This window comes from Stutzerimonas decontaminans (genome assembly GCF_000661915.1).
In the GTDB taxonomy this organism is placed as follows: domain Bacteria; phylum Pseudomonadota; class Gammaproteobacteria; order Pseudomonadales; family Pseudomonadaceae; genus Stutzerimonas; species Stutzerimonas decontaminans.
The window spans coordinates 3,420,548-3,438,819 of record NZ_CP007509.1 but is presented as its reverse complement, the minus strand read 5'-3'; the positions used below and the strand labels follow the sequence as shown (position 1 = coordinate 3,438,819).

Sequence of the window (18,272 nt, the reverse complement as noted above, 5' to 3'; positions counted from 1 at the left end):
GTTCGATAGACCTTTTCGAGGCCTTGGGCCGTTACGCCTTTCATGCCATGATGCCGGTCAAAGACGAAATGAGAAAATTCATGCTGGAGACAATACTCCACCGGGTGCGCGCTTATTCCCCGCATCTCCTGGAGCCGGAAGGCCGTCTGCCCGAGGCGGCAGTGTTGATGCCGATCACCCGTAGCGAATCGCCGGAGCTGGTGTTGACGCTTCGCGCCGCCGGCCTGTCCACCCATGGCGGAGAGGTCGCATTTCCAGGCGGTCGTCGCGATCCGGAAGACCGCGACCTGCTGCATACGGCGTTGCGTGAGGCCGAGGAGGAGGTCGGGCTAGCGCCGGGCATGGTCGAGGTTGTCGGGCCGCTCAGCAGTCTGATATCGGTGCACGGCATTCATGTCACGCCCTATGTCGGGCTGGTTCCGGACTATGTCGAGTATCGCGCCAATGATGCCGAAATTGCCTCGGTCTTCTCGGTGCCGCTGGAGTTCTTCTGTGAGGATCCACGGGAAGTTACGCACCGTATCGATTACCAGGGACAGAGCTGGTACATCCCGTCCTACCGCTATGGCGAATACCAGATATGGGGCCTGACGGCGATCATGATCGTCGAGCTGGTCAATGTCATATATGACGCCGGCATCGAAATGCGCCGCGCGCCTGCCGCTTTCATCGATCTGTCCGGGCGCAGCGAGCCCTGAACGGCTGCGCTGCATGGGTGATCGGCGATCCATCCGTACTGACAACAAGAAGAGGTGTGTCGTGAAATACCGTCTGGGAGAGTCGCGGGTCGAAGCGCATCCGCAAAGCTGGGTTGCGCCCAATGCCACCTTGGTCGGCAAGATCCGCCTGGACGCTGGCGCCAGTGTCTGGTTCGGTGCCGTTCTGCGCGGCGATAACGAGCTGATCCATATTGGTGAAAACAGTAACGTCCAGGACGGCAGCGTGATGCACACCGACATGGGGCATCCGTTGACCTTGGGCACAGGGGTGACAGTTGGCCACAACGCCATGCTGCATGGCTGCACGGTTGGCGACTACAGCCTGATCGGTATCAACGCCGTAGTCCTTAACGGCGCGAGGATTGGCAAGCACTGCATCATCGGCGCCAATACCCTGATTGCCGAAGGCAAGGAAATTCCCGATGGTTCGCTGGTGGTTGGTTCGCCGGGCAAGGTGGTGCGTGAGCTGACCGAGGAGCAGAAGAAAATGCTTGAAGCCAGCGCTGCCCATTATGTGCATAACGCTCAGCGCTACGCCCGCGACTTGGAATTGGATGAGTGAATACGCAGGAAAAACCGGTTGCCTCGCCGTGCGTCAGCCTTTGTGCCCTGGATGAACACGACCTGTGCGTCGGTTGTCAGCGCAGCGCGGATGAAATTCGCCGCTGGGGATTGATGGACGACGACGAGCGCCGCCAGGTGCTGCAGCGTTGCGGCGAAAGAGCTCGTCTCAGCGGCCAGCTGATGTAGCAGGGCGCTTGTCGCACTCGTTTGTTCTACGTTTTGAGGAGTTCCCATGCCACGAGTAGGCACACCATTATCTACCAGCGCTACGCGCGTCCTGCTTTGCGGAAGCGGCGAGCTTGGCAAGGAGCTGGTAATCGAGCTTCAGCGCCTCGGTGTCGAGGTGATCGCGGTAGATCGGTATGCCAACGCGCCGGCCATGCAGGTTGCGCATCGCAGTCATGTGATCGACATGCTTGACGGTTCAGCGTTGCGTGCCGTGATCGAGCAGGAGCGACCGCACTACATCGTGCCGGAGATCGAGGCCATCGCCACGGCCACGCTGGTCGAGCTGGAGCGCGAAGGCTACAGCGTGATCCCAACGGCTCCGGCTGCGCAGCTGACGATGAATCGCGAGGGTATTCGCCGCCTCGCCGCCGAAGAGCTCGGGCTGCCGACCTCACCCTATCGCTTTGCCGACTCGCTGGATGAGTGTCGGGAGGCAGCGTTGGCCCTAGGTTTCCCTTGTGTTATCAAGCCCGTGATGAGCTCCTCCGGCAAGGGGCAGTCGGTGCTGCGCAGCGAAGCCGATATCGAGACCGCATGGGACTACGCTCAGGCTGGCGGTCGCGCCGGGCGTGGTCGGGTCATCGTCGAAGGTTTCATCGATTTCGATTACGAAATCACCTTGCTGACCGTCCGTCACGCGGGCGGGACGAGCTTCTGCGAGCCGGTCGGTCATCGCCAGGAGAAGGGCGATTATCAGGAGTCCTGGCAGCCGCAGCCGATGGAGCCGGCGGCGATGGCCGAGGCACGGCGAATCGCTTTGGCCGTCACCGACTCGTTGGGCGGGCGGGGTGTATTCGGGGTCGAGTTGTTCGTCAAAGGCGATCAGGTCTGGTTCTGCGAAATATCGCCGCGCCCTCACGATACTGGCCTGGTTACGCTCGTATCGCAGGACCTGTCCGAGTTCGCTCTGCACGCACGGGCCATCCTTGGTCTGCCAATTCCGGTGATTCGTCAATTTGGCCCAGCCGCGTCGGCGGTGATTCTGGTGGAGGGCGAGTCCTCCGAGGTGAGCTTCGGCAACCTCGGCGGCGTGCTGGCGGAGCCGGATACAACGCTGCGTTTGTTCGGCAAGCCGGGTGTCAGTGGGCAACGTCGAATGGGGGTCGCATTGGCGCGCGATGTATCTATCGATGCAGCTAGGGAGAAGGCGTTGCGTGCGGCCGCTGCGGTAGCTGTCGAGCTTTGAAGGCTGCGGAGTCGGCGCCCTGCCGGCTCCGTCAGTTTTGCTGCTGGCTGTCCGCCGGTGAGTGGCCAATCGTCCAGGCGCGGACGCTTTTCACCCGATTGTCGGCGGCCTGCAGAATTTCCAGCCGATAGTTGCCGATCTGAAGGCAGATGCCGCTATCGGGCATGTGTTCCAGTGCTTCAGTGATCAGCCCGTTGAGCGTCTTCGGGCCGTCACAAGGCAGCTGCCAGTCCAGCGCACGGTTTACTTCGCGGATGTAAGCTGCGCCATCGATGACCAGTGTGCCGTCTTCCTGCGGGTGGATATCGGGGCTGCGCAGGGCGTCCTGATTGCTGAACTCGCCAACGATCTCTTCGAGGATGTCCTCCAGCGTGACGACGCCGCGCACATCGCCGTATTCATCGACCACGATGCCGATCCGTCGCTTCTGCTTCTGGAAATTCAGCAGCTGGGTCGAGAGTGGGGTGTTCTCCGGTACGAAATAGGGCTCACTGCAGGCCGCCAGCAGGCTCTCCTTGGTCAGCTGGTCATGGCTGAGCAGGCGGGCGATCTGCCGCATATGAACGATGCCTTCGATCTGGTTGATGTCGTTGCGAAACACCGGCAGGCGCGTATGAGGTGTGGTGCGCAGTTGACTGATGATCGACTCGAGGTCGTCATCGAGGTCGATGCCGGTGACTTCGTTGCGCGGGATCATGATGTCGTCGACGGTCACGCGCTCTAGGTCAAGAATGCCCAGCAGCATGCTCTGGCGGTTCAGTGGCAGATCGCTGCCCGACTCGCGCACGACGCTACGCAGTTCTTCGGTAGAGAGGCTGTCGTTGCCCTTGTTCGACAGGTCGACGCCAAGCAGCCTGAGCAGGCCGTTGCTCACCCAGCTCAGCATCGCGACCAGCGGGTAAAGCACCTTCTGCAGCATCTTCAGCGGCAGGCTGACCGGATAGGCGACGATCTCCGGGCGCAGCGCTGCCAGTGTCTTAGGTGTGATCTCGCCGAAGATCAACAGGATGATGGTCAGGCCGATGGTGGCGATGGCGATCCCTGCCTCGCCCCAGAGCTGCATGGCCAGCACCGTGGCAATGGAGGAGGCGAGGATATTGACGAAGTTGTTGCCGACCAGAATGGTGCCGAGCAGGCGGTCGGGGTGCGCCAGCAGCTCGCTGGCGCGGCGCGCGCCTCGATGGCCTTCCTTGGCCTGATGCCTGAGGCGATAGCGGTTGAGGCTGAGCATGCCGGTCTCGGAGCTGGAAAAGAAAGCCGAGCACAGCAGCAGAAAGACCAGCAATCCGACCAGAAAGCCGGGATGTAGATTTTCCACGAGTGACCTGTTCGCGTCAGATATGCAGGATGAATTCGCGGACCAGCTTGCTGCCGAAATACGCCAGCATCAGCAGGCAGAAACCAGCCAGCGTCCAGCGGATGGCCTTGTAGCCGCGCCAGCCGAGTTGCTGGCGGCCCCACAGCAGCAGGCCGAAGACGACCCAGGCGATCACTGAGAGGAGTGTCTTATGGACCAGGTGCTGGGCAAAAAGATCGTCTAGAAACAGCCATCCCGAAAGGAGTGAGGCGGATAGCAATACCCAGCCTGCCCAGAGGAAGCCGAATAGCAGGCTTTCCATGGTCTGCAAGGGGGGGAAATTGCGGATCAGACCAGAGGGGTGCTTGTGTTTGAGGTGGTGATCCTGCAGCAGAAGCAGCAAGGCCTGAAACACCGCGATGGTGAGCATGCCGTAGGCCAGAATCGACAACAAGATGTGCGCGAGGATGCCGGGCTCCTCGGTGATTGCTGGCGCTGTGCCGGATGGCGCGAACTGGGCGAAGAGTACGGTGAGGCAACCCAGTGGGAACAAAAGCAGCAGCAGGTTCTCCACCGGCATCCGGTGTAGCGCCAGCAGAATCAGCAAAATGACGGAGGCTGCGATCAAGCTCGAAGCATTGAAAAAATCGAGATGCAGGCCGCTGGGTGACAGCAGCTGAATGAACAGACTTGTGCCATGGGCAAGCAGCGCAAGCAGGCCGAGGCCTAGCAAAAGGCGCTTGTCCGGCGCAGCACGCTGTGCCAGACGCATACTTTGATAGCCCGTGACGCCGGCATAAAGAGCGGCTGCGGCAAGGCTGGGTAGCAGAGGGTGCATAGGTTCCGGTAACGGGCTCGAAAGGTCGTGAGTGTGGCACAAACACCGGAGGCACAAAAGCTGCGTCAAGGTTACGCAGCTCATGGCGGGAACTGCTTCGTGCGCGTCCGGCACTGGCGCACCTTCAGCGGGGGTTAATCGGTGGCACTGGTCGCGTCTGCTGCGAAAAGCGACGCTGGCGGGGGTACCGGCGGGGCGTCTGCACCTTCTATAATCCCGCCCTTCAGCACATCCAGCGTGGAATGGCTCATGTTCGAAAACCTAACCGACCGCCTCTCACAAACGCTTCGCCACGTCACCGGTAAGGCCAAGCTGACCGAGGACAACATCAAGGACACCCTGCGTGAAGTGCGCATGGCGCTGCTCGAGGCCGACGTCGCGCTGCCGGTGGTCAAGGAGTTCGTCAATCGGGTGAAGGAGCGTGCCGTCGGCACCGAGGTGTCGAAGAGCCTGACGCCCGGCCAAGCGTTCGTGAAGATCGTTCGCGCCGAACTGGAAGAATTGATGGGCGCGGCCAACGAGGATCTGGCCCTTCAGGTGACGCCGCCGGCCGTAGTGCTCATGGCGGGCCTCCAGGGTGCGGGTAAGACCACCACCGTGGGCAAGCTGGCGCGCTTCCTCAAGGAGCGCAAGAAGAAAACCGTGCTCGTGGTTTCCGCAGACGTGTATCGTCCCGCGGCCATCAAGCAGCTCGAGACCCTGGCAGCCGAAGTCGGGGTCACCTTCTTTCCTTCCGATATCAACCAGAAGCCGGTAGATATTGCCCAGGCAGCGATTCGCGAAGCCAAGCTCAAGTTCATCGATGTGGTGCTGGTGGATACCGCAGGGCGGCTGGCGATCGATGCCGAGATGATGGCCGAGATCCAGGCCGTTCACGCCGCGATAAATCCCGCCGAAACGCTATTCGTTGTCGACGCCATGACCGGTCAGGATGCGGCGAACACCGCCCGCGCGTTCGGCGAGGCGCTACCGCTAACCGGTGTCGTGTTGACCAAGGTCGACGGCGACGCCCGGGGCGGTGCAGCGCTGTCGGTGCGTCATGTGACCGGCAAGCCGATCAAGTTCCTCGGGATGGGCGAGAAGAGCGACGCCCTGGAGCCTTTCCATCCGGACCGCATTGCCTCGCGTATCCTTGGTATGGGTGATGTGCTCAGCCTCATCGAGCAGGCCGAGCAGACTCTCGATCGTGAAAAAGCCGAGAAGCTCACCAAGAAGCTCAAGAAGGGCAAGGGTTTCGACCTCGAAGACTTCCGTGACCAGTTGCAGCAGATGAAGAACATGGGTGGTCTTGGCGGGCTGATGGACAAGCTGCCCTCCATCGGTGGCGTCAATCTGTCGCAGATGGGCCATGCTCAGGGTGCTGCGGAGAAGCAGTTCAAGCAGATGGAGGCAATCATCAACTCGATGACCCCCGCTGAGCGACGTAATCCCGATATCATCAGTGGCTCGCGTAAGCGTCGAATTGCCATGGGCTCCGGTACTCAGGTGCAGGACATCGGTCGTCTCATCAAGCAGCACAAGCAGATGCAGAAGATGATGAAGAAGGTCACCGGCAAGGGTGGTATGGCCAAGATGATGCGCGGCATGGGCGGGATGCTTCCCGGCGGTGGCATGCCGAAGTTCTAAGTGGCTACAGGGCTGCGGCTGGGTGGTGGCGAGTCATTGACCGCCTGGCGCTGGATGCAGCCCCTGAGCAGTCCTGCTACATTGGTAAAAGAGTTTGCAAAATCCCCGGCATTCCTTAAAATGTGCGGCCTTTCGGGCCTAGGCCCATTTTAAGTAAGTGTGTGCCTTAAGTTAGCACCGACTACAGGAACGATGTTCACATGGTAACTATTCGTCTCGCCCGTGGCGGCTCCAAGAAGCGCCCTTTCTACCACCTGACCGTGACCAACAGCCGCAATCCGCGCGATGGTCGCTTCGTCGAGCGCATCGGTTTCTTCAATCCGATCGCCACTGGTGCGGAAGTGAAGCTTTCTGTAAACCAGGAGCGCGCCACCTACTGGCTGAGCCAGGGCGCACAGCCGTCTGAGCGTGTTGCTCAGCTGCTGAAGGAAGCTGCCAAGGCCGCTGCCTGAATCGCATGAACGCAACGTCTGCTCCGGTCGATGACCTGGTTGTCATCGGCAAGATCGTTTCGGTGCATGGCGTGCGCGGTGACGTAAAGGTGTATTCCTTTACCGATCCGATCGACAACCTGCTGGATTATCGACGCTGGACGCTGAGGCGAGGTGACGAGGTCAAGCAGGTCGAGTTGATCAAGGGGCGCCTCCAGGGAAAGATTCTGGTGGCAACGCTCAAGGGTTTGGATGATCGCGAAATTGCGCGTACCTACGCCGATTTCGAGATCTGCATTCCGCGCAGCGAACTGCCCGACTTGGACGACGGTGAGTACTACTGGTATCAGCTCCAGGGCTTGAAGGTCATCAATCAGGTCGCGCAAGTGCTCGGTCAGGTAGATCACCTGCTAGAAACCGGAGCTAACGACGTTCTGGTTGTAAAGCCTTGCGCTGGAAGCCTGGATGATCGCGAGCGTCTGCTGCCATATACCGATCAGTGCGTGTTGAGGATCGATCTGGAAGCGGGCGAGATGCAGGTCGATTGGGACGCGGATTTCTGAACGGCATGGCCGCTTTGCGCGTTGAAGTCATCAGCCTGTTTCCCGATATGTTCGCAGCGATATGTGACTACGGGATTACCAGTCGTGCAGTGAAGCAGGGGTTGTTGCAGTTGAGCTGCTGGAACCCCAGAAACTACACCGAAGACCGCCACCAGACCGTGGACGACCGCCCATTCGGCGGAGGTCCGGGCATGGTGATGAAGATCAAGCCGCTCGAGCTTGCTTTGGCTGACGCTAAACGAGCCGCGGGCGAGACGGCGAAGGTGATCTATCTGTCGCCGCAGGGGCGTCAGCTGAAACAGGCTGATGTCCGTGAAATGGCGAACGAGGATGCGCTCATCCTTATCGCTGGACGTTACGAAGGTATCGACGAGCGCTTCATCGAGGCGCACGTGGATGAGGAATGGTCGATCGGTGATTACGTGTTGTCCGGTGGCGAGCTGCCGGCAATGGTGCTGATCGACGCCGTGACCAGGCTGCTCCCGGGCGCCCTTGGTCATGCTGGTTCCGCCGAGGAGGATTCGTTTACGGACGGCCTGCTCGACTGTCCGCACTACACGCGACCTGAGGTGTATGCGGGTAAATGTGTTCCTGAGGTGCTGCTCAGCGGCAACCACGAACACATCCGACGCTGGCGCTTGCAGCAGTCCCTTGGAAGGACCTGGGAGCGACGCGCCGATCTTCTGGATAGCCGCTCGCTTTCTGGAGAAGAACAGAAGCTGCTGGCGGAATACATCCGCCAGCGGGACGATAGTTAACGTATCGATGGCAACCCGGTGGGTTGACCTTAGGAGCACAGCATGACCAACAAGATCATTCAGCAGCTCGAAGCCGAGCAGATGACCAAAGAAATCCCGCCGTTCGCGCCGGGTGACACCGTTATCGTTCAGGTAAAGGTTAAGGAAGGCGAGCGTCAGCGTCTTCAGGCCTTCGAAGGCGTCGTGATCGGCAAGCGTAACCGCGGCCTGAACAGCGCTTTCACCGTTCGCAAGATCTCCAACGGTGTTGGCGTTGAGCGTACCTTCCAGAGCTACAGCCCGATGGTTGATAGCATCAGCGTCAAGCGTCGCGGTGATGTGCGCAAGGCCAAGCTGTACTACCTCCGCGCGCTGTCCGGCAAGGCCGCCCGCATCAAGGAAAAGCTGGTCTAAGACCGCATTTCCGAAAGAAAAAGCAGCCTGCGGGCTGCTTTTTTCGTTTCTGGCTGGTGGTATTTGATCTGGGCGATAGTAATTGCGGCCTGGTGTCAGGGATTTTTGCCTACGGGCGTTTGGACCAGGCTTCGCCGGGCCTATCGTGAAAGTTCACATGCTCCTCTCATTGAAGCTGTCATGTCCGCACTAGACGATCCCGTTATCGACCGTTATCTCGATGCTCTCTGGCTGGAAAAAGGGCTGGCAGATAATAGCCGCGAGGCCTATCGCAGCGATCTTGCGTTGTTCAACGGCTGGTTGAATGAGCGAGGCGTCCGGCTTGCTGCGGCCGGACGCGAGATCATTCTCGACCATCTCGCATGGCGCCTGAACAATGGTTACAAGGCGCGCTCTACCGCACGATTCCTCTCCGGCTTGCGTGGCTTCTATCGCTACCTGCTACGAGAAGGCGAGATTGCCGTCGATCCGACCTTGCGCATTGATCTGCCCAGGCTCGGGCGGCCATTGCCCAAGGCTCTGTCCGAAGCCGATGTCGAGGCGCTGCTGGCTGCGCCAGATGTTGGCGATCCGCTGGGGCTGCGTGATCGCGCCATGCTCGAGGTGCTCTATGCCTGTGGCTTGCGCGTCACCGAACTGATCAGTCTGACACTAGAGCAGGTCAGCGTGCGCCAAGGCGTGCTGCGCACGTTCGGGAAGGGCAACAAGGAACGGTTGGTGCCGCTGGGTGATGAGGCGTTGCACTGGCTGCAGCGCTACCAGCGCGAAGGGCGTGAACTTTTAATCGCCGGCAAGGCCAGTGATGTGCTGTTTCCCAGTCAGCGTGGTGACCAGATGACACGTCAGACCTTTTGGCACCGAATCAAGCTGCACGCCAAGGTTGCTGGTATCGCTACGTCGATCTCGCCGCACACTCTGCGCCACGCCTTCGCCACGCATTTGCTCAACCATGGTGCGGATTTGCGTACCGTGCAGATGCTGCTCGGCCACAGCGATCTTTCGACCACGCAGATCTATACCCACATTGCTCGTGCGCGGCTGCAGGAGCTGCATGCGGAGCATCATCCGCGCGGGTAGCGCATTCGCTGGCTATGGCTCCAGCGCTGGCGGCAGCGTCCGGTCGCGCCTGTCGGAGAAGCAGTCAGCGTTTGCGCAGGATGGCTATGGTAGTCTTTGCGCCTTCCTTTGATCGTCGCTGCCAGGAGTTTCCATGGGCGTGATTCGTTTGTTTGCTGCCACCGCCGTCGGTCTGGTCAGCACCCTTGCAATGGCCGCTGATCCGGATCAGGCAATTCGTCAGGCACTGCAGAAGATCCAGCCGGATATGCCTATCGAGGCGGTCGCTGAAAGCCCGATGCCTGGTGTTTATCAGGTTCAGCTGGAGGGTGGTCGGCAGCTGTATGCCAGTGGCGATGGTCAGTTTCTGATTCAAGGCTATCTCTATCAGTTCAAGGACGGTCAGGCCGTCAACCTGACCGAGCAGGCGCAGAGCAAGTCGGTCGCAAAACAGATCAATGCGATCCCTGCGAATGAAATGGTCGTGTTTGCACCCAAGGATCCCAAGACGCATATCACGGTATTTACCGATACCGACTGTGGCTATTGCCAGAAGCTGCACAGCGAAGTGCCGCAGTTGAATCGTCTCGGTGTCGAGGTTCGTTATGTCGCCTTCCCGCGACAGGGCATGGGTAGTCATGGGGCCAATACGCTGACCAGCGTCTGGTGCGCCAAGGACCGGCAGGAGGCAATGAACAAGGCCAAGGCTCGCGAGGATCTGCCAGCAGCCAGCTGCGATACACCCATCGCCAAGCAATATCAGCTTGGCCAGATGATCGGCGTGCAGGGCACTCCGGCGATCGTTCTGGCCAATGGACAGATGATCCCCGGCTATCAGCCAGCGACCCAGCTGGCTGAGGTGGCGCTCGCTGCTGAGTGATGTTGCCAGGGCCATTGGTCCGATTGTCTTGGGCCAATGGCTCATGGTGCAGCTAGGCGTCCTATCGTGTTCAGCCCAACAGGTTTGAACGAGGTGGGTCGCAATGAAGCTCGAAGGTTCCTGTCACTGCCAGGCTGTGCGGTTCAGTCTTGAATCCGCTCAGCCTTATCCGTTCATGCGCTGCTACTGCTCCATTTGCCGCAAGACCGCGGGTGGCGGTGGTTATGCCATCAATCTCGGCGGCGACTATCGCACCTTGCATGTCGAGGGGCGCGAGCATCTCACCGTCTACCAGGCGCGGTTGGTCGATCCCGAAACGGGCGAAATCAGCATCAGTGAAGGGCGTCGACATTTCTGCAGCGTTTGCGCCAGTGCGCTGTGGTTGTGGGACCCGAGCTGGCCTGACCTGGTGCACCCGTTTGCCTCTGCCATCGACACCGAATTGCCCGTACCGCCAGAGCATACGCATTTGATGCTCGACTCAAGAGCAAGTTGGGTGGAGCCGCAGGTACAAGCGCGTGATCGCTGTTTTGCGGAGTATCCGGACGAGTCGCTTGCGCAATGGCATCAACGGTTGGGCCTTGGCGGTTGATCGTGCTAGCCGCAAGGCCACGGTTGATTGACTAAAAGCTGCTCGCTTCGTAATGTGCGACTCTTTTGTCGATCGGCAGGTCCGGTCGTTTCGCTGTGAATGGGGAGTTCAGCTTGAAACCGGTGAAAGTTGGCATCTGTGGGCTGGGAACCGTCGGTGGCGGTACCTTCAATGTGCTCAAACGCAACGCCGAGGAGATTGCCCGCCGTGCCGGGCGCGGAATCGAGGTTGCGCAGATTGCCACCCGTCATCCGAATGCCAAGTGCGACACCGGTTCGACACCCATTACCGCCGACATCTTCGATGTCGTGAACAATCCCGAAATCGACATCGTCGTCGAGCTGATCGGTGGCTATACCCTGGCCAAGGAACTCGTCCTCAAAGCCATTGAGAATGGCAAACATGTGGTCACCGCCAACAAGGCGCTGATTGCAGTGCACGGCAACGAGATCTTCGCCAAGGCGTGCGAGAAGGGCGTCATCGTGGCCTTCGAGGCGTCGGTCGCAGGTGGTATCCCGGTCATCAAGGCGATTCGCGAAGGGCTGGCTGGCAACCGGATCAACTGGCTGGCCGGCATCATCAATGGCACCGGCAACTTCATCCTCACCGAGATGCGTGAAAAGGGACGCACCTTTGAGGACGTGCTCAAGGAAGCCCAAGAGCTCGGTTATGCCGAGGCCGACCCGACCTTCGATGTCGAAGGCATCGATGCCGCGCACAAGCTGACCATTCTGGCTTCCATCGCCTTCGGCATTCCGCTGCAGTTCGACAAGGCGTACACCGAAGGCATCGCGCGGTTGACCACGGCTGATGTGAACTACGCCGAGGCGCTGGGTTATCGCATCAAGCACTTGGGCGTCGCCCGTCGCACCGATGCCGGCATCGAATTGCGCGTCCACCCCACGCTGATTCCGGCCGACCGCCTGATCGCCAACGTCAACGGCGTGATGAACGCCGTCATGGTCAATGGCGATGCGGTCGGCAGCACGCTCTACTACGGTGCCGGTGCCGGTATGGAGCCAACCGCTTCGGCGGTGGTGGCCGATCTCGTCGACGTCACCCGAGCGTTGACCACCGACCCGAACAATCGCGTGCCGCATCTGGCGTTCCAGCCCGACTCGCTATCCGATCATCCGATTCTGCCGATCAGTGCCTGCGAGAGTGCCTATTACCTGCGCATCCAGGCCAAGGACCATCCGGGCGTGCTGGCTCAGGTCGCGACCATCCTCTCCGAGCGTGGCATCAACATCGAGTCGATCATGCAGAAAGAAGCCGAGGTCCAAGACGGCCTGGTTCCTGTGATCCTGGTGACTCATCGCGTGGTCGAGCAGCGTATCGACGATGCCATCGCGGCACTCGAGGCCCTCGATGATGTGGCGGACAAGGTCGTACGCATTCGCGTCGAACAGCTCAACTAACCAAGCCGCAGGCCGCACGTTGCAGGCAAAGGACAGCCTGATACCTGCAGCACCAGCCTGCCGCTCGAACCGAAGGTTTGAACAAATGCGCTACATCAGCACCCGCGGCCAGGCGCCGGCTCTGAACTTCGAAGACGTCCTGCTGGCTGGCTTGGCCAGCGATGGCGGCCTGTACGTACCGGAGAACCTGCCGCGCTTCACTGTGGAAGAAATTGCCTCCTGGGCCGGCCTGCCTTACCACGAGCTGGCCTTTCGGGTCATGCGCCCGTTCGTTGCCGGCAGCATTCCGGATGCCGACTTCAAAAAAATCCTGGAAGAGACCTATGGGGTCTTCGCCCACAGCGCCATCGCCCCGCTGCGCCAGCTGAACGGCAACGAGTGGGTGCTAGAGCTATTCCACGGCCCGACGCTGGCGTTCAAGGACTTTGCCCTGCAGCTACTTGGTCGCCTGCTCGATTACGTGCTGGCCAAGCGTGGCGAGCGTGTGGTGATCATGGGCGCGACCTCCGGCGATACCGGTTCGGCGGCCATCGAAGGCTGCCGTCGTTGCGAGAACGTCGACATCTTCATCCTGCACCCGCACAAGCGCGTTTCGGAAGTGCAGCGTCGGCAGATGACCACCATCGCCGGCGAGAACATCCACAATATCGCCATCGAAGGCAACTTCGACGACTGCCAGGAGATGGTCAAGGCCAGCTTCGCCGATCAGGGATTCCTCAAGGGTACCCGGCTGGTTGCAGTCAATTCGATCAACTGGGCGCGGATCATGGCCCAGATCGTCTACTACTTCCACGCTGCGCTGCAGCTCGGCGGTCCGGCGCGCTCGGTGGCGTTCTCGGTGCCTACCGGCAATTTTGGCGACATCTTCGCCGGCTACCTGGCGCGCAATATGGGTCTGCCGATCAACCAGCTGATCGTCGCCACCAATCGCAACGACATCCTGCATCGCTTCATATCCGGCAATCGCTACGACAAGGACACCTTGCACGCATCGCTGTCGCCTTCGATGGATATCATGGTGTCGTCCAACTTCGAACGTCTGCTGTTCGATCTGCATGGTCGCAATGGCAAGGCCGTGGCGGAGTTGCTGGATGGCTTCCGTGCCAGTGGCAAGCTTTCGGTGGAAGAGGATCGCTGGACCGAAGCGCGCAAGCTGTTCGACTCGCTGGCGGTAGATGATGAGCAGACCTGTACCACCATCGCCCAAGTCTTCAAGGAGACTGGCGAAGTGCTCGATCCGCACACCGCCATCGGCGTTCATGCTGCGCGGGAATGCCGCCGCAGTCTGAGCATTCCGATGGTGACGCTGGGTACCGCGCACCCGGTGAAGTTCCCGGATGCGGTGGAGAAAGCAGGAATTGGCCAGGCTCTCGCGCTTCCTGCGCACCTGGCGGACCTGTTCGAGCGTAGCGAGCGCTGCGCCGTGCTGCCGAACGAGCTGAAGGCTGTGCAGGAGTTCGTCGGTCAACACGGCAACCGCGGCAAGCCGCTCTAACGCCGCGGTTATACGAAAAAGGCCAGTCTGACTGGCCTTTTTTGTTTGTGTCGGCGGAAAAGGTTTGAAGTGGGCCTTTGCCGGCCTGCTTCAGGGTAGCTCGTTATTCGTCGAACTCTTCCCAGCCGCCCATTTCCCGCCAGCGATTGACGATGCCGCAGAACAGCTCCGCCGTCTTCTCGGTGTCATAACGAGCCGAGTGGGCCTCGCGCCCGTCGAAGTCGATCCCGGCAGCCTGGCAAGCCTTGGCCAGTACGGTCTGGCCGTAGGCGAGGCCGGCGAGGGTGGCGGTATCGAAGCTGGAAAATGGATGGAACGGGTTGCGCTTTATCTCACAGCGGGCGATCGCTGCGTTGAGGAAGCCGAGGTCGAAACTGCTGTTGTGGCCCACCAGAATCGCGCGTTTGCAGCCGGCGGATTTCACCGCCTTGCGCACGCTGCGGAAGATATCGGTGAGCGCCTGCGACTCGGGAACCGCCATGCGCAGCGGATGATCGAGCTTGATCCCGGTGAATTCCAGCGCCGCGGGCTCGATGTTGGCGCCAGCGAACGGCTCGACACGGTAGAAGAGGGTGTCCTGGGGGTAGAGCAGGCCCTGTTCGTCCATACCGATGGTGACGGCAGCGATTTCCAAGAGGGCGTCCGTGGCGCTGTTGAAGCCGCCACACTCCACGTCGATCACCACGGGCAGGAAGCCACGGAAACGCCGAGCCATGGGCGAACGGGGTTTGCCGGGCAGGTGCTCCTCGAGTTCATCTTCGAAGTGATCTTCACTCATGCGCTTGCCTCCAGGCGCCAGTGCAGCCGCTCACCGGCACGCAGCGGTACTACGACCTGCTCACCGAATGGCAGATTGGCCGGCACGTTCCATTCCTCGCGCACCAAGGTGATATGCGTGGTGTTGCGCGGCAGACCGTAGAAGTCCGGGCCGAAATGGCTGGCGAAGGCTTCCAGCTTGTCCAATGCCTGACGCTGCTCGAAGGCTTCGGCGTACAGTTCGATGGCCGCATGGGCGGTATAGCAGCCGGCACATCCACAGGCGGCTTCCTTGGCATGTTGCGCATGCGGGGCCGAATCGGTGCCGAGGAAGAATTTGGGGCTGCCGCTGGTGGCGGCATCCAGCAAGGCCTCCTGATGGACGTTGCGCTTGAGCACCGGCAGGCAGAACAGGTGCGGGCGAATGCCACCAACCAGCATGTGATTGCGGTTGTACAGCAGGTGATGCGCAGTGATGGTAGCGCCGACGTTGCTGCCGGCGGCCTGGACAAACTGCACGGCATCGCGGGTGGTGATGTGCTCGAATACCACTCTCAGCATCGGGAACTTCGTGGTGACCCGACTCAGCTGTTCGTCGATGAAATACTTCTCGCGATCGAAGATATCGATCTCCCCACGAGTGACTTCGCCATGCACCAGCAGTGGCAGGCCGACTTCGGCCATGGTTTCCAGTACGCCGAAAATATTGTCGATAGCGGTGACGCCGGAGGCCGAGTTCGTGGTGGCGCCGGCCGGATAGAGCTTGGCCGCATGGACGAAGCCGCTGGCCTTGGCGCGGCGGATATCGTCGGGGCTGGTACTGTCGGTGAGGTAGAGCACCATCAATGGCTCGAAAGCGCTACCTGCCGGACGCGCTGCGAGGATGCGCTGGCGATAGGCTTCGGCCTCATCGGCGTTGCGTACTGGCGGCACCAGGTTCGGCATGATGATGGCGCGGGCGAACTGGCGAGCAGCGTCCGCGACGGTGTGAGGCAGGACGGCGCCATCGCGCAGATGAATGTGCCAGTCGTCGGGGCGCAGCAGGGTGAGTCGGTCGGACATGCGGGCTTTCCAGGCGGGCGAAACGTGCGCGAATGCTACCGGAAAAGCCCGAGCACGGCATCTTGCCTTCGCCCGCCGGAGTGGTGCGCTGGCGCCGCTGCGCTCAAGTTTGCCGGCCCGGCACCGATACCAAGAGGGAATACGCATCCTCTCGGAGTTCATCGTGCGCCTGCGCCCCCTCGTACTGTTGTGCCTGCTCGCTTCACCGGCCAACGCCCTGACATTCCAGACACGGCTGGAGCGGGTGCAATGGCAGGTGGAAGGCGACCAGTTCGAGTGCCGGTTGACGCAGCCGATCACCGGCTTCGGCAGTGGCGAGTTCGTCCGTCGCGCCGGCGAGCAAGCGGTGTTCCGTCTGCACTCGCCAGAGCGGTGGCTTGGCGCTGGGTCGGCCACTCTTCTCGCCGCCGCGGCACCTTGGCAGCCGTCACGCAGCGATATCAATCTTGGCGTGGTATCGGTGAATGGTGGCGATATTCCGTTCAACAGCACCCAGCTACAGGCTGGACGTTTGCTAACCGGTTTGCTCGAAGGGCGTAGTCCTGTGGTTCGGCATCGCACGCTGCACGGCGGCGATACGCTGGAGATTCGTCTGTTGCCCGCCCGTTTCGGCAAGGCTTACGAAGACTATCGCGCCTGCACGGCCAAATTACTGCCGGTCAACTTCGACCAGGTTCGCCAGTCTCAGATCGGCTTCCCGAGCAGCGATGTAGTGCTCGATGCCCAAGGGCGCGCCAGGCTCGACGTTGTCCTTCAGTATATGCGTGCCGATCCCAGCGTGAACCGCATCGAGCTGGACGGCCATTCGGACAATAGCGGCAACCGCCTGCTCAATCGCGACTTGTCCCGGCGTCGCGCACTGGCAGTGCAGGAATACCTGGTCGCCAACGGGGTACCGGAAGAGCAGATTACGTTGCGCTTTCATGGCGAACGCTATCCGCTAGTTGCCAACAACAGCGAGGCTAATCGCGCCAAGAATCGGCGGGTCACGTTGCGCCTGCAACGTGAAGCGGCGCCGTTAGCGTCCACAGCCATCGGTGCCCCCTCATCTTGAGTGCGAGCGCAACGGCGCGCCCCTGTAAAAGCCAGCCCATGACCGGTAGAATCGCAGGCTTTCCGTACAACCCGTGGAGCTGATGGCATGGCGGACGTTAAGAAGGTAGTTCTGGCCTATTCCGGTGGCCTGGACACCTCGGTGATTCTCAAGTGGCTGCAAGACACTTATAACTGCGAAGTGGTGACGTTCACCGCCGACCTCGGCCAGGGCGAAGAAGTCGAGCCAGCGCGCACCAAGGCGCAGGCTCTGGGCGTCAAGGAAATCTACATTGATGACCTGCGCGAAGAGTTCGTCCGCGACTTCGTCTTCCCGATGTTCCGCGCCAACACCGTGTACGAAGGCGAATACCTGCTGGGCACCTCTATCGCCCGTCCGCTGATCGCCAAGCGCCTGATCGAGATCGCCAACGAAACCGGCGCTGATGCCATCTCCCACGGTGCCACCGGCAAGGGCAACGACCAGGTGCGTTTCGAGCTGGGCGCCTACGCGCTCAAGCCGGGCGTGAAGGTCATCGCTCCATGGCGTGAATGGGATCTGCTCTCGCGCGAGAAGCTGATGGACTACGCCGAGAAGCACGCCATCCCGATCGAGCGCCACGGCAAGAAGAAATCGCCGTACTCCATGGATGCCAACCTGCTGCACATCTCCTACGAGGGCGGTGTGCTGGAAGACACCTGGACCGAGCACGAAGAGGACATGTGGAAGTGGACGGTCTCTCCTGAGGCAGCCCCGGATGCGCCAACCTATATCGAGCTCACCTACCGCAAGGGCGACATCGTTGCCATCGACGGCAAGGACATGACGCCGGCTCAGGTGCTGGCCGAGTTGAACCGCATTGGTGGTGAGAACGGCATCGGCCGTCTGGACATTGTCGAGAACCGCTACGTCGGCATGAAGTCCCGCGGCTGCTACGAGACGCCCGGCGGCACCATCATGCTCAAGGCCCACCGCGCTATCGAGTCAATCACCCTCGACCGCGAAGTGGCCCATCTGAAAGATGAGCTGATGCCCAAGTACGCCAGCTTGATCTACAACGGCTACTGGTGGAGCCCCGAGCGCAGCATGCTGCAGCAGATGATCGACGCGTCCCAGGTCAATGTGAACGGCGTAGTGCGCCTGAAGCTGTACAAGGGCAACGTCATCGTCGTTGGCCGCAAGTCTGATGACTCGCTGTTCGACGCCAACATCGCCACCTTCGAAGAAGATGGCGGCGCCTATAACCAGGCGGATGCCGGTGGCTTTATCAAGCTCAATGCTCTGCGCATGCGCATCGCTGCCGGCAAGGGCCGCACCCAGTTCTGATAAGCTGGCGCGCCTGAGCCAACCGACCCCGGCCACGTGCCGGGGTTGTAC

20 protein-coding genes are annotated in these 18,272 nt (G+C 60.7%); 16 read left to right on the top strand and 4 right to left on the bottom strand.

The genetic code is table 11. The features are described 5' to 3' along the window. Positions 1-80 precede the first annotated feature (80 nt). The 4 genes from UIB01_RS15895 to purT all read left to right on the top strand — a co-directional run bounded on the left by UIB01_RS15895 (position 81) and on the right by purT (position 2,697). Positions 81-698 carry a CoA pyrophosphatase gene (locus UIB01_RS15895; protein WP_038662556.1) on the top strand — a complete coding sequence of 206 codons (618 nt, stop codon included), beginning with the start codon at positions 81-83 and terminating at the stop codon, positions 696-698. A gap of 61 nt (positions 699-759) precedes the next feature. Further along, on the top strand, positions 760-1,281 hold the full coding sequence (locus tag UIB01_RS15890; protein ID WP_038662553.1) for a gamma carbonic anhydrase family protein: 522 nt from the start codon (positions 760-762) through the stop codon (positions 1,279-1,281). After that, the gene (locus UIB01_RS15885) at positions 1,278-1,469 is read left to right on the top strand and encodes a DUF1289 domain-containing protein (RefSeq protein ID WP_038662550.1); all 192 of its coding nucleotides are present in this window, start codon (positions 1,278-1,280) and stop codon (positions 1,467-1,469) included. The genes UIB01_RS15890 and UIB01_RS15885 overlap by 4 nt, the downstream gene beginning before the upstream one ends. A gap of 46 nt (positions 1,470-1,515) precedes the next feature. Further along, positions 1,516-2,697, top strand: a complete 1,182-nt coding sequence (gene purT / locus UIB01_RS15880; RefSeq protein WP_038662547.1) for a formate-dependent phosphoribosylglycinamide formyltransferase — start codon at positions 1,516-1,518, stop codon at positions 2,695-2,697. A gap of 31 nt (positions 2,698-2,728) precedes the next feature. On the opposite strand, the gene UIB01_RS15875 is transcribed toward purT, so the two are convergent. Both UIB01_RS15875 and UIB01_RS15870 read right to left on the bottom strand, forming a co-directional pair. Then, positions 2,729-4,015, bottom strand: a complete 1,287-nt coding sequence (locus tag UIB01_RS15875) for an HlyC/CorC family transporter (RefSeq protein WP_038662544.1) — start codon at positions 4,013-4,015, stop codon at positions 2,729-2,731. Positions 4,016-4,031: 16 nt separating this feature from the next. Beyond that, a complete protein-coding gene (locus UIB01_RS15870; RefSeq protein ID WP_038662541.1) occupies positions 4,032-4,832 on the bottom strand; it encodes a cytochrome C assembly family protein in 801 nt (266 codons plus the stop codon). A gap of 249 nt (positions 4,833-5,081) precedes the next feature. Between UIB01_RS15870 and ffh the strand changes: the two genes are divergently transcribed. The 10 genes from ffh (at position 5,082) to thrC (ending at position 14,044) form a co-directional block, all read left to right on the top strand. Then, complete coding sequence (gene ffh / locus UIB01_RS15865) at positions 5,082-6,458, top strand: signal recognition particle protein (RefSeq protein ID WP_038662539.1); 1,377 nt, start codon at positions 5,082-5,084, stop codon at positions 6,456-6,458. Between the two features lie 200 nt (positions 6,459-6,658). After that, positions 6,659-6,910: a 30S ribosomal protein S16 gene (rpsP, locus tag UIB01_RS15860; protein WP_003293628.1), complete on the top strand. Its 252-nt coding sequence runs from the start codon at positions 6,659-6,661 to the stop codon at positions 6,908-6,910. Positions 6,911-6,915: 5 nt separating this feature from the next. Then, positions 6,916-7,452, top strand: coding sequence for a ribosome maturation factor RimM (rimM, locus tag UIB01_RS15855; RefSeq protein ID WP_038662536.1), 537 nt, complete (start codon positions 6,916-6,918; stop codon positions 7,450-7,452). A 5-nt stretch (positions 7,453-7,457) separates the two neighbouring features. Beyond that, positions 7,458-8,210: a tRNA (guanosine(37)-N1)-methyltransferase TrmD gene (gene trmD, locus UIB01_RS15850; RefSeq protein ID WP_038662533.1), complete on the top strand. Its 753-nt coding sequence runs from the start codon at positions 7,458-7,460 to the stop codon at positions 8,208-8,210. Between the two features lie 42 nt (positions 8,211-8,252). Beyond that, complete coding sequence (gene rplS, locus UIB01_RS15845) at positions 8,253-8,603, top strand: 50S ribosomal protein L19 (RefSeq protein WP_015277862.1); 351 nt, start codon at positions 8,253-8,255, stop codon at positions 8,601-8,603. A 180-nt stretch (positions 8,604-8,783) separates the two neighbouring features. Beyond that, positions 8,784-9,680 carry a site-specific tyrosine recombinase XerD gene (xerD, locus tag UIB01_RS15840; protein WP_038662530.1) on the top strand — a complete coding sequence of 299 codons (897 nt, stop codon included), beginning with the start codon at positions 8,784-8,786 and terminating at the stop codon, positions 9,678-9,680. Positions 9,681-9,813: 133 nt separating this feature from the next. Next, positions 9,814-10,539 carry a thioredoxin fold domain-containing protein gene (locus UIB01_RS15835; RefSeq protein ID WP_038662527.1) on the top strand — a complete coding sequence of 242 codons (726 nt, stop codon included), beginning with the start codon at positions 9,814-9,816 and terminating at the stop codon, positions 10,537-10,539. A 103-nt stretch (positions 10,540-10,642) separates the two neighbouring features. After that, on the top strand, positions 10,643-11,131 hold the full coding sequence (locus UIB01_RS15830; protein ID WP_038662523.1) for a GFA family protein: 489 nt from the start codon (positions 10,643-10,645) through the stop codon (positions 11,129-11,131). A gap of 113 nt (positions 11,132-11,244) precedes the next feature. Further along, on the top strand, positions 11,245-12,549 hold the full coding sequence (locus UIB01_RS15825) for a homoserine dehydrogenase (RefSeq protein ID WP_038662522.1): 1,305 nt from the start codon (positions 11,245-11,247) through the stop codon (positions 12,547-12,549). An 85-nt stretch (positions 12,550-12,634) separates the two neighbouring features. Then, complete coding sequence (thrC, locus tag UIB01_RS15820) at positions 12,635-14,044, top strand: threonine synthase (protein WP_038662519.1); 1,410 nt, start codon at positions 12,635-12,637, stop codon at positions 14,042-14,044. Between the two features lie 103 nt (positions 14,045-14,147). Here the strand turns inward: thrC and rnt are convergent, their stop codons facing one another. Then, on the bottom strand, positions 14,148-14,822 hold the full coding sequence (gene rnt, locus UIB01_RS15815; protein ID WP_038662516.1) for a ribonuclease T: 675 nt from the start codon (positions 14,820-14,822) through the stop codon (positions 14,148-14,150). Further along, on the bottom strand, positions 14,819-15,862 hold the full coding sequence (pyrC, locus tag UIB01_RS15810) for a dihydroorotase (protein WP_038662511.1): 1,044 nt from the start codon (positions 15,860-15,862) through the stop codon (positions 14,819-14,821). The genes rnt and pyrC overlap by 4 nt, the downstream gene beginning before the upstream one ends. A gap of 163 nt (positions 15,863-16,025) precedes the next feature. Here pyrC and UIB01_RS15805 point away from each other — a divergent pair, with 163 nt between their 5' ends. Together UIB01_RS15805 and UIB01_RS15800 are read left to right on the top strand one after the other, a co-directional pair. After that, positions 16,026-16,916, top strand: a complete 891-nt coding sequence (locus UIB01_RS15805; protein ID WP_038662508.1) for a flagellar protein MotY — start codon at positions 16,026-16,028, stop codon at positions 16,914-16,916. An 87-nt stretch (positions 16,917-17,003) separates the two neighbouring features. Further along, positions 17,004-18,221: an argininosuccinate synthase gene (locus UIB01_RS15800; protein WP_003282967.1), complete on the top strand. Its 1,218-nt coding sequence runs from the start codon at positions 17,004-17,006 to the stop codon at positions 18,219-18,221. The last annotated feature ends 51 nt before the right edge of the window (positions 18,222-18,272 follow it).